Raw genomic sequence first — 14,422 nt, 5'->3', positions numbered from 1 at the left:
GGTGATGATAATGATATTGAGTTTTTGAGTGATTTGATTGACATTTCCGGTAAGTATATGGATCGCCGCATCAAGTTCCGACATCTTGACGCCTTCAGCGCCATCGCCCGGGCGCGGAGCCTGAAAATTGCGGCCGAGCAATTGCGGCTGACCCAGCCGGCCATTTCGCGAACGTTGAAGGAGCTCGAAGAGATCGTTGGCGTGACGCTGATGGAACGCAGCCGCTCGGGTGTGAGCCTGACGCCGGAGGGGGAGGTGTTCCTTCAATTTGCGGAACAGAGCACATCGGCGCTTCGCGTCGGGCTCAACAGCGTTCGCGGGATTGGCGGCGCATCGGGACGTCTGAAGGTCGGCGCGCTTCCAAGCGTTGCCTCCGGGCTTCTGCCACGGGCCGTGCTTGAGTTTGCCCGCGCGAGCCGCGACACGCAGCTCGAGATCCACGAAGGGCCCCACTATGATCTGACCTCGCGGCTGCGCAGCGGCGCACTTGATCTTGTGGTCGGCCGGCTGGGCCGGCCAAAGACCATGGATGGCCTGAGTTTCCGTCAGCTCTACACAGAGGAGGTGGTGGTGGTCACGGCTGCCGGCGGGCCGGCGGCGACGGTCCGTTCCTTTGCCGAGCTTGAGAATTTCCAGGTGCTGTATCCGCCGGAGGATTCCGCGATCCGGCCATTGGTGGCGCGGCTGTTGATTTCGCTAGGCGTGCCATTGTTTTCCAACCGGATCGAGTCCGCGTCTTCGGCGTTCGGGCGCGCCGTTACGCTGGCTGATACCCGCACCGTATGGTTCATCAGCCGTGGCGTGGTCGCCGATGATCTGAAGGAAGGGCGGCTGGCCATGCTCGACGTCGACACAAGTGCTACGGTGGGAGCCGTCGGGATCATGAGCCGGTCCGAGGAAATCCCGTCTGCTGCTGCGCGTGCCTTTGCAAGCATTCTGTCGCGCGGCACGGCTTGAAGATGTGGCCCTGTGTTGAGGTTCTATCCCGCAGGTGTTGAGCGGAAGGCGCAGCGTCCATTGACCCATGTGCCGCGAATTGCAGGTGTCTGTGCCTCGGGCCAGTCTACCAGAACAAGGTCGGCCCGCTTTCCGGCGCGGATTTCGCCACGGTCATTCAGACCCATGGCTGTGGCGGCACCGCCGGAAACCAGCGACCAAAGACGGCTGCGATCGGCCCGCTTTTCACGGTCGAGCCGTTCGATTGCCGCCAGCAGCGCCGGATAATAATAATCGGACGCCAGTGCATCGCAGAGCCCGGCCTCGACCATATCGCCCGCGCTCAACGAGCCGATATGGCTGCCGCCCCTTGCTGCGTTCGGCGCGCCGAAAATGATCGTGTCGCCCGCATCGCGTGCTGCCTGCGCGGCTTCGAGAACCATCGGGAATTCCGATGTCAGGGCTCCCAGGTCGCGATACCAGCTCCGGGTTTCAGCTCTTGTGTCGTCATGGCTGAGCATTGGAGCGCCCGCTGCGCGGCCGGCAGCTGCCACGCGCGCGATGGTGGAGCCGACTTGGTCACGCCGCTCCCAGACCTCGCCCAGAAGCTTGATATAATCCTCATCCGCCATGCCCGCGCGGTGCGCTTTCGAAGCCGTCCGCTTTTTCATTCTTTCATCATCGAGCGCTGCGATGGAGAAATCCGGTGACAGTTCGAAGTGCCGATCCTGGATTGCGACATCATAGGCCCGCATGGTCATGGATGTATGATCGTTGAATGCGATTGACGGCAGCAATGGCGCTTTGAGCGCCCAATCGATGAGATCAAGAGCTTCGAAGGCAAAGGTTTCCCAGCGCAGTTGCACGCGGTTTTCCACGAGCAGGCGCGGGGCAAGGTCAATCATTGCCTGCATCAGCTCGCGGGCCCGGTCCACGCTTCTCAGGCCCGGCTCCCAGCTCAAGGTGATTGCGTGGTAGGCGGTTGCTATGCCGTTGGCGGCCAGTTGCCGGTCGGTCTCGAGAACGGCCGGCTCGAGCGGAAAATACACGCCGGTGCGCGGCATCAACTGGCGCTCGAATGCATCGCCATGGACGTCGATGAGTGCTGGCGCCAGGATCAACCCGCGGGCATCGATCGTTTCGCCTTGCGCCGGCCCGCCGATTTCGGCGATCTTGCCATCAGCTATGGTCACGGATGTCTCGGCGATTTCGCCCGGAAGATAGACAGTCGCGCCCTCAAATGTCTGAAGTGTCATGCCTAGAGGCGCTCCATGGTCACATGCCAATGGAACGAGCCCGGGCTTTCATGCTCGCGGTTTTCCAGTTTGAGGACTTCGAAGCCCGAGAAGAGCGCCAGCAGATCGGCTGCGCTGCAAAAATAGTGCGGGTGCATCTTGTCAGTTCCGGGGCTGTCGAAAACCCAGGTGTTGCGGCTGATCTCCCGGCCAGGGGCCTTGGCCAGTTCATGCGGAAGGCGGCGGTCTGAAAGCATCGTTCCGAGAAAGGAGCCCTTCGGCGTCAAAACGCGCCGGATTTCGCCGATGGTGCGCAGCAGGATGTCCTCGTCACCATGATAAATGACATTCCAGCTCAAGACATGATCGAAACTGCCGTCTTCGAAGGGCAGGGCATGCATCCGGCTCTCAATGGTTTTGACGCCGCCCGCATTGTCGATTTCGGCCAGGCCCTCCGGCGCAGCATCCAGGGCTGTGACCTCAAACCCTGCGCGGGCAAGCCAGAGCGCATGCCGGCCCACGCCGGCGCCCAGATCGAGAATCCGGGCACCGGGCGTGAGCGATGCCGCCCATGACTGCACATCGGCTTCCGGGGTGAGCCATTTGCTGCCCGCTTCGATATTGGCCCATTGCTCGTTCCAGTGCTGATCCGCGGTGTCTGTTTTCAACGTTGTTCTCCAATGATTTTGGTGCGGGCCCAGCCGCTGACTTGTTCAATGGCTATGACCACAACCGCGATCATCAGGATCACGGTCATGGCGGTGGGGTAATCGAAGAGATCAAACCCCACCTTGAGTTCGATGCCGATCCCGCCAGCGCCGACGAGTCCGAGAACGCTTGAGGACCTGACCGCTTTTTCCAGCGCATAGAGCGACGTTGAGATAAAGGCCGGCATTGCCGCGGGAATGGTGGCGCAGGCGACGACATCTATCTTGCGGGCACCGGTGGCTGTCAGCGATTCTGCAGGTCCCTTGTCGGTGGCTTCCATGTCGTCGGCGAAGAAGCGCCCACAGAATCCGATCGTATCAACAATGATCGCGCACATGCCTGCAAAGGGGCCGAGGCCGACAGCAACCACGAAGACCAACGCCCAGGCGATGTCAGGGACAGCCCGGATGAAACCCATGAGGGTTCTGATGATCTGATTGACCCACAGGCCGGCGATCAGCCCGCGCGCAGCCAGAAGTGCGATTGGCAGCGACAGGATCACTCCGATCACGGCGCCTGCCACTGCAATCTGAAGCGTCTCAACCATCTTCCAGCCGAGCCTGACGAGCACCGTTGGCTCCAGGTTCGGAGGGAAGGCGCGGTCAATGAAGTCGGCGAAGCGGGGTGGGGCGGTCAGCATCTTGTCCAGCGACAGTCCCGCGCCAGCCAGGCACCAGACGATCAATGCCAGACCGAGCAGGTATCCCAGGAACGCAAAAGCCGAGGGCCGTTCATACCGAGATGGGGCAAGATCAGTCATAGAGCCCACGCAAATCGGCCGCATTGAGCTCAGAGGCTCTGGCATCCAGTTTCAGGCGATGATCAACGAGCCCCAGGATCCGGTCGCCATAGCGCAGCGCATGGTCGATGTGATGCGAGGTGAAGACAACCGTGACGCCGTCCTGCCGCGCGAGATCAAAAAACAGCTTCATAATGTCCTCTCCTGCCGCCGGATCGAGCGAGGCGCAGGGCTCGTCGGCGATCAGGATTTCGGGTTTGCCGACGATTGCGCGGGCGATCGCGACACGTTGCGACTGGCCTCCTGACAGACGGTCTGCACGGCGCAGTGCGAATTCGGCGAGCCCGACCTTGCCGAGCGCTTCCATTGCAGCTTCGCGTGACGCTGCCGGCGCGGACCTGTGGCTCCAATGCCGAATTCCGGGATGCCGCCCCAGAAGCCCCTGGATGACATTGGAAAGAACCGAGAGACGCGGCACCAGATTGTGTTTCTGAGACACCAGACCCATGCGTGCGCGCAAGGCCCGAAGTTCGCGGGAACTCGTGCTCGAGGCATCCTGGCCCAAGACGACCACTTTGCCGGAGGCCGCCGGAATCAGCCCCATCATGCATCTGAGCAGGGTTGACTTGCCGGTGCCATTCGCCCCGACAAGTGCGACGGCTTCGCCACGCAGCAAACGGAAGCTGACATCAGAGAAAATCTCGTTGCTGCCGAAACGCTTGGACAGCTGATGTGCTTCCACATCGATGCAGGGAGGCGCCAAATCGCGCATTGCGGGCGCGGTTTGTGAGTTGTGGAGAGCCGGATGCACCTCAGGTGCATCCGGCTGCTTTAGACCGAGGTCAGTCACCGATGAAGCTGTCAAACTGAGGATAGCCTGCATTGGTGTACATCGAGCGGACATAGTTGTAGGCGCTGTCTTCGATGGCGACGAGATCCATGCCGACATATTTGTCATTCTCTTCATGGGCGGTGATGCCGGCGATGATGGCGCCCTTGTTGTAGAGGATGGCATCGCGTACCGCATTTGCAGTTTCCACGGGCAGGTGGGAACCGACCATGATCATGTCATTGGGAAGGTCGCCGGAGCGGGCAATCATCTTGTAGAAGCCATAGGGGACACCGGTATCCTTGGCGCGGACTCCCATAAAGCTGCCGGCGTTCATGCCGATTGCCGCAACATCGCCGTTCTTGAGGGCTTCGTGGGCAATGTTGCGGGCCGTATGGGTTTTCTTGATGTCGTTGACCGGATCAATTCCATAGTCTGCCAGCAGTTGCATCGGGCAGAGCATGTTGGAGGTGGAGCCGATGTCGCCGAAAGCCACTTTCTTGCCCTTGAGATCGGCAGGCACGTTGATGCCACTGTCGGCGCGCACGATGATTGCGCAGAAATAGTCCGGACGGCCAAGGCCGATCAGCGGGGTTGCTTCTGTGAGCTTGTTGATGACGACATATTCGGCAGGGCCGGAGACGACAAAATCGACCGTCTTGCCGCGAAGCGCCTCTGCGGCAGCCGTGCGGGAATTGACCGGGAAGAATTCGAAAGTATCGCCGGTTGCTGTTTCGAGGGCGTCCTTGAACGGACCCCACTCAAGCTGAAGGCGCTCCATGCCCTCGACGTCGGTGACTGCGAGCTTCCAGTTGTCGGCGGCAGCAGCAATCGTTGATGCTGCGACCAGTCCAAGACCAAAGACGATAGATTTGAAGTCCATGACACTCTCCTTTTGGGTTTCATCCAAATGGCTATGTCGAGGTTGTGTCAGTCAGACTCTATTTGCGTGAATTTTTTGTGACGCCGAGGTGCGTTCACCGCGCATTGCCGGGTATGCTGTTTCAGATTGGCGGCCCGAATGGGTCATCCAAAAGCCAAACCAGGCTTCGATCACCCTTGCTCATGCATGATGGATGTTTGCGGTGCCGTGTCTTGTTTCCAAGGCTTAACCCGCGAGCATGCTGCATCAAAGTGAAGCCGTCCCGGATGCCCGCCGTACTGCCGCGGGAATCTTTGCGCGGATGCCAACAGTCGCCCGTGCCAGGGGCATGTAGCCAGTGAAATTACCCTTTGGTCGCCATGGGTGCCAAGGCGCTGATGGCATAGCGGTGTTCGGATCGGCGAAGCAGTGACTTGCGCCAACCAAACAGGCGGGCCTGGGCCCGGTGAATTTCACCGAGGTGATTCTCGATGCGAAGGCCTTCAAATCCAGCATTCACCAGCAGTTCTGCGACCGCATCGGAGCGGGCGCCCTGGTTGAAATAGACGCGTGCAACAATGTCCTGATGGCGAGAGACCATTCCATGGCTGGTTGAGCCTGAAAACCGCTCGATCATCCTGGTAAGCCAAGTGCGGCTGACAAAATCGCCATCAACGATCAGCAATCGTCCTCCAGGCTTGAGGATGCGCTGCCATTCAGCAAAGGCAGCTTTAGGATCCACCAGCGTCCAGACCAGATGCCGCGTCACCACCACATCGAAGCTTGCATCTGGCAGCATGGTCTGTTCGGCATCGGCTTGGAGGAAGGTTGCGTTTGGGGCTTTCGCGCGTGCCCGTTCGAGCATCGGCTCCGCCCAGTCGAGTCCCGTAACCGAAAAACCGAGTTCCTGGCAGAGCAGTGCTATCTCTCCGGTGCCTGATGCAAGATCGAGAAGCTTGCGTCCGTTGGCTGCGCCCAGATGGCGGCGGAAGAGATTGGCCCATGCGACAAGTTCCGTGCCCTCGGATATTTTGTGACCGGGGTCGTTGTCGAAGGTTGCCGCGCGGTCCGACCAATAATCTCGAATGTCGTCGCGCAGGTCCCTGTTGGAGGGTAAAGCGGTGGTCATGGTGGCGTCTCCTGAGGCTCACAGCAGGAAATGCCAATCCTGAATAAAATAGTCAACTTTAATCTTGACTGTTTTGGTCAAGATTACTAGGCCTTTGTCTCCGAACCAAACAGGATTGAAGACAATGTCATTTCGCACCCTTATCGGCGCCGCTGCGGTGAGCCTACTTGCAATCAACGCGGCATTCGCCGACCCGATCACCATTACCGACATTGCTGGCCGGGAAGTCACCGTGGACGCGCCGGTGGATCGCGCGATTCTTGGTGAAGGCAGGCAGATCTTTTTTGCCGCAGTGCTTGATGGGGACGCACCGTTCGACCGCATCGTCGGCTGGCGTGACGACTTCCGCCAGGCCTCGCCGGAGAGCTATGAGATCTACGCAGAGAAGTTCCCGGAACTGAAAGAAATCCCGACATTCGGCGGCTTCAAGGACGGCACCTTCGACATCGAGCAGGCCGTTTCCCTTGATCCCGGTGTGATGATCATGAACCTTGAGGCCAAGCAGGCCACCGAGGAAGCCGGGTACGAAGAGAAACTGGCCAAGGTCGGTATCCCGATCGTCTATGTCGATTTCCGCGAAAAGCCATTTGAGAACACCTCGAAGTCGATGGAGATCATTGGCAAGCTGTTCGGCAAAGATGAGCGCGCTGCGGAATTCAATGCATTCTACGAGGAGCAACTGGCCCGGGTCACCGACGTCATCGATGCGCAGGAGAACCTTCAGCGTCCGCTGGTGTTCGTCGAACGTGCGGGTGGTTACTCCGAGGATTGCTGCATGTCATTCGGGTCGGGCAATTTTGGCCGCATGGTTGAACTTGCCGGTGGCGAGAACATGGCCAAGCCTTTCATTCCCGGCACATTCGGCACGGTCAATGCCGAGCAGGTGATTGCCTCCAACCCCGACCAGATCGTCGTGACCGGCGGCAATTGGGATGCCTATGTTCCCGGCGGCAAGTGGATTGGCGTGGGCCCCGGTTCTGATGAAGACGTTGCCCGTCAGAAGCTCAAGGTGCTGATGGAGCGCCCGGCTTTCACCGGCGTCAAGGCGGTTGAGGATGGCAAGGTGCATGCGATCTGGCACCAGTTCTACAACAATCCCTACAGCTTCATTGCGGTTCAGCAGCTTGCCAAGTGGCAGCATCCGGAGCTGTTTGCGGACCTGGATCCCGAGCAGACACTGAAGGATCTGCATGAGCGTTTCCTGCCGGTCGATTACCAGCCTGGATATTGGGTCTCGATCAACTGAAACAGCGTGGGGCGGTCTTCGGGCCGCCCTTTCGCCGGAGTGCATTGATGACCGGTCTGATCGCCGATACAGAGACCAATACTCATTCCCGCGTTGCGGGGAAGGCCTATCGCGGGCTGGTTGCCCGGCGGCTTCTGATCCTGGCCATTCTGACCGGACTGCTCATTCTGTCGGTCGCAGTCGACGTATCGCTTGGGCCTGCGCGTTATGCAGTTGGCGATGTGCTCAGTACCTTGTTTTTTCCAGGCTCCGCCGAACTGCAGATGCGGGTGGTCGTCTGGGATATACGTATGCCGATGGCCATGCTGGCCGTCACCGTTGGCGCCAGCCTCTCAATGGCCGGCGCACAGATGCAGACGATCCTTGCCAATCCGCTCGCAAGTCCTTTCACGCTGGGGCTTTCGGCTGCCGCCAGCTTTGGCGCAGCGCTCGCCATGGTGCTTGGCGTGGCGCTGTTTCCCGCCGCGATTTCATTGATGGTTCCGGTCAACGCTTTCGCCATGGCGATGGCGGCATCGCTGCTGATCTTTGGCCTGTCAACCATGCGGGGCGTGACCGTCGAAACCATTGTGCTTTTGGGCATTGCACTTGTGTTCAGCTTCAATGCGGCGCTGGCGCTGCTGCAGTATTTTGCTTCCGAGCAGGCCTTGTCTGCGGTGGTGTTCTGGACCATGGGCAGCCTGACCAAGGCAACCTGGGGCAAGGTCGGCGTGACGGCCCTGATCCTTTTGGTCTGCACGCCGCTGTTCATACGCAGAGCCTGGGCGCTTACAGCGATCCGGCTTGGCGAAAGCCGCGCTGCGGCGATGGGCGTGCCGGTCAAGCGGTTGAGGCTTGAAGCGCTCTTGCTGGTGTCATTGCTTGCCGCAGTTCCGGTGTCATTTGTCGGAACCATAGGATTTATCGGGATTGTCGGGCCGCATGTGGCGCGGCTGCTGCTGGGAGAAGACCAGCGCTTCTTCCTGCCGGGTTCGATGCTCGCGGGTGCGCTTATCCTGTCGGCAACCTCGGTTGTGTCCAAGGCGATCCTGCCGGGCGCCGTTTTGCCAATCGGCATCATCACGGCGCTGGTCGGCGTGCCTTTCTTTGCAGCTCTCATCCTGACCAAGGGGCGCAAGGGATGGTAACGCTCGAACTTGCAGGTATCACTGCGCATTACGGCCGCAACGAAATCCTCACGGATGCAACGACGCCCTCGATCCAGGGCGGGTCTCTGACCGCGCTGGTCGGTCCGAACGCGGCGGGCAAGTCAACATTGTTCCGGCGGATTGCGGGCCAGATGCGCGGCGCCGGCACAGTCCGGCTGACTGGTGCGACGCAGGATGATCTGCGCTACATGCCGCAGGACACTGCAATGACAGCGGCTCTGAGCGTCTATGAGTCCATTATCCTGGCGTTGAAGCAGGGAAATGGCGGTTGGCGGCTGTCCAACAGTGAACTTGCTGCTGTCGATGGGGTTCTCTCCCGGTTCGGGATTGCGTCGCTTGCTGACCGTCAACTTCCGGAGCTTTCCGGAGGACAGCGGCAGGTGGTTTCGATTGCGCAGACGCTTGTGGCACGCCCCAAACTGGTCTTGATGGATGAGCCCACATCGGCGCTCGACCTCTACCGCCAGTATGAGGTGCTCGAAGCGCTGCGCTTATATGCCGAGGAGAACGGCGCGGTGATGGTGCTGGCATTGCATGACCTCAACCAGGTCATGCGGTGCTGCACCACCACCATGGCTTTGTCCCAAGGCCGTATTCTGGCCTGCGGTGCAACGCTGGACGTGCTGCAGCCGGATCTGATCCGCCGCCTCTACGGCATTGACAGCCGTGTTGAGCGGTGTTCGAAAGGCAATCCCATGATGATCGTCGATGGGCCGGCCGCCTCTGCGGCTTAGTAAGAAGCCAGTGGCCAGCCAGTTTGGCGGTTGGCATCGCCGGGTGAATCCCGAATGATGCTTTGGGAAGCTGGTCACTCCGGTTTTCAATCGACATATGGGCGCACTTTGCGGGTCTCACAGGCTGCCGGAGGGACCATCCTTGCATGGGGGAGTGCAATACATCCCGTCGTTTGCGGGAGTTTTTGACTGATCAAAAAATTTTTACTACGGTTAAGTCCGTTGGAGGAAAAATCATGGCCGAACCCTTGCGTCAGCCGCAGCCGTCACGACCGGCCGATCCCGTTTCACCGCCCGCCTTTGGTGAGCGGATCCGTGAGATGCGCCACAAGGCGGGTCTGACGCTTCAGACGCTGGCCGATCAGTCCGGGATCTCTGTCGGGTTTCTTAGCCAGGTGGAGCGCGACAAGGCGACGCCGAGCCTGGGTACTCTGGCAAGTGTTGCTGCGGCCTTGGGGGTGGATGTTGATGTGTTCATCTCGACGCCGAAGCCCGCCGACAGTGTGACCCGCGAGGGTGAGCGTCCAAGCTTCGTGCTGGCGGATTCCTCGCTGCAATATGAGCGGATATCGACCGTTCTGCCGGGCGGGACGCTGTCGTCGCTGATCGTGCACATTCCGGTGGGCTATGCCTCTGAAATCACAGCCCATGTTGGGGAAGAGCTGATCGTCGTGCTCGATGGCACCGTGCGGCAGACGCTGGGTGATGCGGCCTTTGTGCTGCATCCGGGTGACAGTCTCCATTTCATGGGCGATACGCCGCATTCATTCGCCAATGTTGGTGATGTCCCGGCCCGTCTGCTGTGGACAGGAACCTCGCCTCGGCTGATTTCGTCCTGGCCGGCATAGAGCCACATGCCGCTAAGCTGTATGCAGTCTTGTTTTCGAGTGGACCTGAGGCATTGGCATGACCCGTCTTGAACGATTGCGCAGCCGGATGGCGGCCACCAACACCGATCTTGTGGTGCTGGCTCCGGGACCGCATATGCGCTGGCTCCTGGGGTTCGCCCCGTCTCCAGATGAACGCGCCTGTTTTCTGCTCGTCGGTCAGGAGCAGGCGGGGTTTGTGATGCCTGCACTCAATGCATCGGACGCCCGCCAGCACACGGATCTTCCATTCTGGGAATGGCCGGACGATGATGGGCCGGATGCTGCGCTTGATGCTGGATTGCAGACAGTCTGCCGCTCAGTGCGGAGCATTTCAGTGGACGAGAGGATGCGCGCCGACCATGCATTTCTGCTGCTTGATGCGGTTCCGAATTCGGCACGGGGCTTTGCATCTGAAACGGTCGGCGCGCTGCGGATGATCAAGGAACCGGGCGAACTTGCCGCATTGCGTGAGAACGCCCTGATTGCTGACCTGTCGCAAAGCGCCTTGCGCAGTGCAATCCGCGACGGCGTCACCGAGCGTGAATTGGCCAATGTGGCCAAGGCGGTTTTCGAGGCCGAGGGCGCGCATATGGGGTTCGGGGTTGTGGGCGCGGGCGCTCACTCCTCCTATCCGCATCATCATACTGGCGACATGCCGGTCAGGCCCGGTGATGTCATCGTGGTCGATATTGGCGGCACAAAACAGGGCTATTATTCCGACATCACCCGCATGGCTTGCCTTGGCACGCCGCCGGAGGACTACGCGGAAGTGCATGTAGTGGTCGAGGGCGCGGTGCAGATGGCGCTTCAGGCAATTCGCCCCGGTGTTGAGGCGAACGCCATCGATGCGGCTGCCCGCGATGTGATCCGCGCTGCGGGTTTTGGAGAGTTCTTCACTCACCGGACAGGTCACGGGCTTGGTTGCGAAATTCACGAGCCGCCATATGTCACCGCTTCAAGCGAAACGATTCTCGAAGAGGGCATGGTGTTCACGGTGGAGCCGGGCATCTACCTGCCGGGCCGTTTCGGAATTCGTCTGGAGGAGGTGGCTGTGGTAACCTCGAACGGGTGCGACATTCTCTCCGGGCTGCCACGTAGCCTGTATGTGGCCTGATTGAATGCCGGCTTTGTTGGAGGTGCTCGGGTTTTGCAGGGTTTCTCCGCAAAGTGCCTATTGGCAATTTTGACCATGGTAAAATCATTTTACCTATGCTTTTCTGGACGTGCTGAGAAACCGGGGATCCAACCCCGTCCAACCGGAGGACGAACAATGACAAGACCAATCACACGCTCACCGCTGCGCCGTTTGGCAGCAGGCCTTATGATTTCGGCTGCCGTAATGAGCGCCGGACTGACTGCCGCCAATGCAGAAACCATTCGCTGGGCGCGGGTCGGCGATGCGCTGACTCTCGATCCGCATTCGGCCAATGAAGGCCCCACCTCGACATTGCTGCACCACATCTATGAAACACTGGTGCGCCGCGATCTCGACGGCTCGCTCAAGCCACGGCTGGCAACGGAATGGTTTATCCATCCCGATGACCCGACTGTCTGGGTGTTCAAGCTGCGCGAAGGCGTTAAATTCCACGACGGCTCTGATTTCACCGCCGAAGATGTGGTTGCTTCGGTCACCCGCGTGACTGCAGAAACGTCGGACTTCAAGGGCCTGCACACCGCTGTTGCCGGCGCCGAGGCCGTGGATGACTACACCGTCCATATCAAGATGAGTGGGCCGAGCCCGCTCTACGTCCAGAACCTGACCAACTTCTTCATCGTCGACAAGGGCTGGGTCGAGGCTAATGGGGTCGAGTTGCCGCAGGACTTCAAGGCCGGTGAAGAGAAGTACACCGTGCGCAACACCAACGGCACCGGGCCTTATGTCCTTGAGTCCCGCGATCCGGAAGTGCGCACAGTGCTGACCACCAATCCTGATCATTGGGATGAAGCACCGCAGGTGACCGAAATCATCTACACGCCGATCAAGGAGGCCGCGACACGCGTCGCCGCATTGCTGTCGGGTGAAGTCGATTTTGTGCAGGACGTGCCGGTGCAGGACATTGAGCGTCTGTCGAACACGCCTGGTGTGGCAGTGACGGCCGGTGCCGAGAACCGCACCATCTTCTTCGCCTATGATGTCACTTCTGACAGCCTGATTTCGCTGCCGGGTGACAATCCGTTCAAGAAGCCCGAAGTTCGTGAAGCCATGGCGCTTGCGCTTGATCGCGACGCGATCCGCCAGGTGGTGATGCGTGGCCAATCGGTGCCAGGCGGGCAGAACGTGCCGCCATTCGTCAACGGCCATGACGAGGCGCTGGATGCCTACACGGCTCCTGACTATGACAAGGCCATGGAACTGATGACGGCTGCGGGTTACCCCGACGGCTTCGCAATCGACATGCACTGCCCCAACGACCGCTACATCAATGATGAAGCGATCTGCCAGGCCTATGTCGGCATGCTCGGCCGGATCGGCATCAAGGCCAACCTCGTCAGCCAGTCGCGCACGATTCATTTCCCGGCAATTCAGAACCGTCAGGTGGATTTCTACCTGCTCGGCTGGGGCGTCCCGACCTTCGATTCGCAGTATGTCTTCGACTTCCTGGTGCACAGCCCGGAAGAAGGCCGCGGTGGCTGGAACGGTTCGCGTTACAACAACGCTGAAGTCGATGCTATGATCAAGTCGCTCGCCACAGAGACCGATCTGGTCAAGCGTGATGCAACGATTGCTGAAATCTGGAAGACGATCCAGGAAGACCGTGTCTTCCTCATGGTCCACAACCAGCTTCTGGCCTACGCTGCCAAGGACAACATCAATGTGGCCGTTCACCCGGAAAACCAGCCGAGCATGACAGACGTCACGTTCAAGTAATCCAACCGCACAAAGGGCGGGGCCGCTGCATCCTTTTGCGGCGGCCCCGTGCCATTGGTGATCTGCGGCGGGACCGGCTATTGTCGGGTTTCGTTACGCAGAGGGGGCGCAAATGCTAGCCTATATCCTCAGACGGATTGTGCAGTCTGTGCTTGTCATGCTGGTCGTGGCGCTGGTCTCGTTTTCGCTGTTCCGCTTTGTGGGCGACCCTGTCGCCACCATGATGGGGCAGGAGGCGAGCCAGGCCGACCGCGAGGCCCTGCGCGACCGGCTCGGGCTCAATGAGCCGGTCATTGTTCAGTTTGGCAGCTATATCGCCCGCGCGTCCACCGGCGATTTCGGCATTTCCTACCGGTTGCAGCAGCCGGTGATGGAACTGATCCTGTCGCGTTTGCCCGCGACGCTCGAGTTGGCGCTGGTTTCAGGACTGCTGGCCTTTACCTTGGGTGTCGGGTTTGGCGTCTACACGGCGCTCAACCGGAAAGGCTGGCTTTCGGGAACGATCATGACTGTGTCGCTGATCGGTGTGTCGCTGCCTACCTTCCTGATCGGTGTGCTTCTGATCTGGGTTTTTGCCGTCGAGCTGCAATGGTTGCCGAGTTTCGGCCGTGGCGATACGGTTGATATCGGTCCATGGCGAACGGGTTTTCTGACGGAATCCGGCCGGGCCTCGATCGTGCTTCCGGCCATCACGCTTGGCCTCTACCAAATGACGCTGATCATGCGGCTGGTGCGGGCCGAAATGCTTGAGGTGTTGCGCTCTGACTATATCAAGTTTGCGCGCGCCCGCGGCCTGTCGGACCGGGCTGTCTATTTCGGTCATGCGCTGAAGAACACGCTGGTGCCGGTGATCACCATCACCGGTCTGCAGCTGGGCAGCATCATTGCCTTTGCGATCATCACCGAGACCGTGTTCCAATGGCCTGGCGTCGGTGCGCTGTTCATCAACTCGGTGCAGTTCGTCGATATTCCGGTGATGGCGGCCTATCTGATGCTGATCGCGCTGATCTTCGTGGTGATCAACCTGATTGTTGATCTGCTCTACTATGTTGTCGATCCGCGCCTTCGCGTCGACCGCGCAGCGGCGAGGCACTGATCGATGGGCACGTTTTCTGACA

Annotated in this window: 14 protein-coding genes; 8 read left to right on the top strand and 6 right to left on the bottom strand. The window is 59.8% G+C overall.

Annotation, left to right across the window (positions count from 1 at the left end):
- Nucleotides 1–24 precede the first annotated feature (24 nt).
- The gene (pcaQ, locus tag HPDFL43_RS13490; protein WP_210165593.1) at nt 25–957 is read left to right on the top strand and encodes a pca operon transcription factor PcaQ; all 933 of its coding nucleotides are present in this window, start codon (nt 25–27) and stop codon (nt 955–957) included.
- A 23-nt stretch (nt 958–980) separates the two neighbouring features.
- Here the strand turns inward: pcaQ and HPDFL43_RS13485 are convergent, their stop codons facing one another.
- The 6 genes from HPDFL43_RS13485 to HPDFL43_RS13460 form a co-directional block, all read right to left on the bottom strand.
- Nucleotides 981–2,192 (bottom strand): alpha-D-ribose 1-methylphosphonate 5-triphosphate diphosphatase, encoded by a 1,212-nt coding sequence (locus tag HPDFL43_RS13485; protein ID WP_007197914.1) that lies wholly within the window; start codon nt 2,190–2,192, stop codon nt 981–983.
- Between the two features lie 2 nt (nt 2,193–2,194).
- Complete coding sequence (locus HPDFL43_RS13480; RefSeq protein ID WP_007197913.1) at nt 2,195–2,839, bottom strand: class I SAM-dependent methyltransferase; 645 nt, start codon at nt 2,837–2,839, stop codon at nt 2,195–2,197.
- The gene (gene phnE, locus HPDFL43_RS13475) at nt 2,836–3,639 is read right to left on the bottom strand and encodes a phosphonate ABC transporter, permease protein PhnE (protein ID WP_007197912.1); all 804 of its coding nucleotides are present in this window, start codon (nt 3,637–3,639) and stop codon (nt 2,836–2,838) included. The genes HPDFL43_RS13480 and phnE overlap by 4 nt, the downstream gene beginning before the upstream one ends.
- Nucleotides 3,632–4,390 (bottom strand): phosphonate ABC transporter ATP-binding protein, encoded by a 759-nt coding sequence (locus HPDFL43_RS13470; protein WP_052093312.1) that lies wholly within the window; start codon nt 4,388–4,390, stop codon nt 3,632–3,634. The genes phnE and HPDFL43_RS13470 overlap by 8 nt, the downstream gene beginning before the upstream one ends.
- 70 nt (nt 4,391–4,460) lie before the next feature.
- Nucleotides 4,461–5,330, bottom strand: coding sequence for a PhnD/SsuA/transferrin family substrate-binding protein (locus tag HPDFL43_RS13465; RefSeq protein ID WP_007197910.1), 870 nt, complete (start codon nt 5,328–5,330; stop codon nt 4,461–4,463).
- Nucleotides 5,331–5,673: 343 nt separating this feature from the next.
- Nucleotides 5,674–6,438, bottom strand: a complete 765-nt coding sequence (locus tag HPDFL43_RS13460; RefSeq protein WP_007197909.1) for a class I SAM-dependent methyltransferase — start codon at nt 6,436–6,438, stop codon at nt 5,674–5,676.
- A gap of 124 nt (nt 6,439–6,562) precedes the next feature.
- Here HPDFL43_RS13460 and HPDFL43_RS13455 point away from each other — a divergent pair, with 124 nt between their 5' ends.
- The 7 genes from HPDFL43_RS13455 to HPDFL43_RS13425 all read left to right on the top strand — a co-directional run bounded on the left by HPDFL43_RS13455 (nt 6,563) and on the right by HPDFL43_RS13425 (nt 14,400).
- Nucleotides 6,563–7,684, top strand: a complete 1,122-nt coding sequence (locus HPDFL43_RS13455; protein WP_007197908.1) for an ABC transporter substrate-binding protein — start codon at nt 6,563–6,565, stop codon at nt 7,682–7,684.
- Nucleotides 7,685–7,731: 47 nt separating this feature from the next.
- Complete coding sequence (locus HPDFL43_RS13450) at nt 7,732–8,811, top strand: FecCD family ABC transporter permease (protein WP_007197907.1); 1,080 nt, start codon at nt 7,732–7,734, stop codon at nt 8,809–8,811.
- Nucleotides 8,805–9,566 (top strand): ABC transporter ATP-binding protein, encoded by a 762-nt coding sequence (locus HPDFL43_RS13445; protein ID WP_007197906.1) that lies wholly within the window; start codon nt 8,805–8,807, stop codon nt 9,564–9,566. The genes HPDFL43_RS13450 and HPDFL43_RS13445 overlap by 7 nt, the downstream gene beginning before the upstream one ends.
- Before the next feature lie 236 nt (nt 9,567–9,802).
- Nucleotides 9,803–10,414, top strand: coding sequence for a helix-turn-helix domain-containing protein (locus HPDFL43_RS13440; RefSeq protein ID WP_007197905.1), 612 nt, complete (start codon nt 9,803–9,805; stop codon nt 10,412–10,414).
- A gap of 58 nt (nt 10,415–10,472) precedes the next feature.
- On the top strand, nt 10,473–11,549 hold the full coding sequence (locus HPDFL43_RS13435; RefSeq protein ID WP_007197904.1) for a M24 family metallopeptidase: 1,077 nt from the start codon (nt 10,473–10,475) through the stop codon (nt 11,547–11,549).
- 156 nt (nt 11,550–11,705) lie between these two features.
- Entirely contained in the window at nt 11,706–13,304 is a 1,599-nt protein-coding gene (locus tag HPDFL43_RS13430; protein WP_052093199.1) for an ABC transporter substrate-binding protein, read from the top strand.
- A gap of 112 nt (nt 13,305–13,416) precedes the next feature.
- Nucleotides 13,417–14,400 (top strand): ABC transporter permease, encoded by a 984-nt coding sequence (locus HPDFL43_RS13425; RefSeq protein WP_007197902.1) that lies wholly within the window; start codon nt 13,417–13,419, stop codon nt 14,398–14,400.
- Nucleotides 14,401–14,422 lie beyond the last annotated feature (22 nt).

Origin of the sequence: Hoeflea phototrophica DFL-43 (genome assembly GCF_000154705.2) — a bacterium.
In the GTDB taxonomy this organism is placed as follows: Bacteria; Pseudomonadota; Alphaproteobacteria; order Rhizobiales; family Rhizobiaceae; genus Hoeflea; species Hoeflea phototrophica.
The sequence above is the reverse complement of the archived record's forward strand: the minus strand, read 5'-3'. Positions and strand labels throughout refer to the sequence as shown.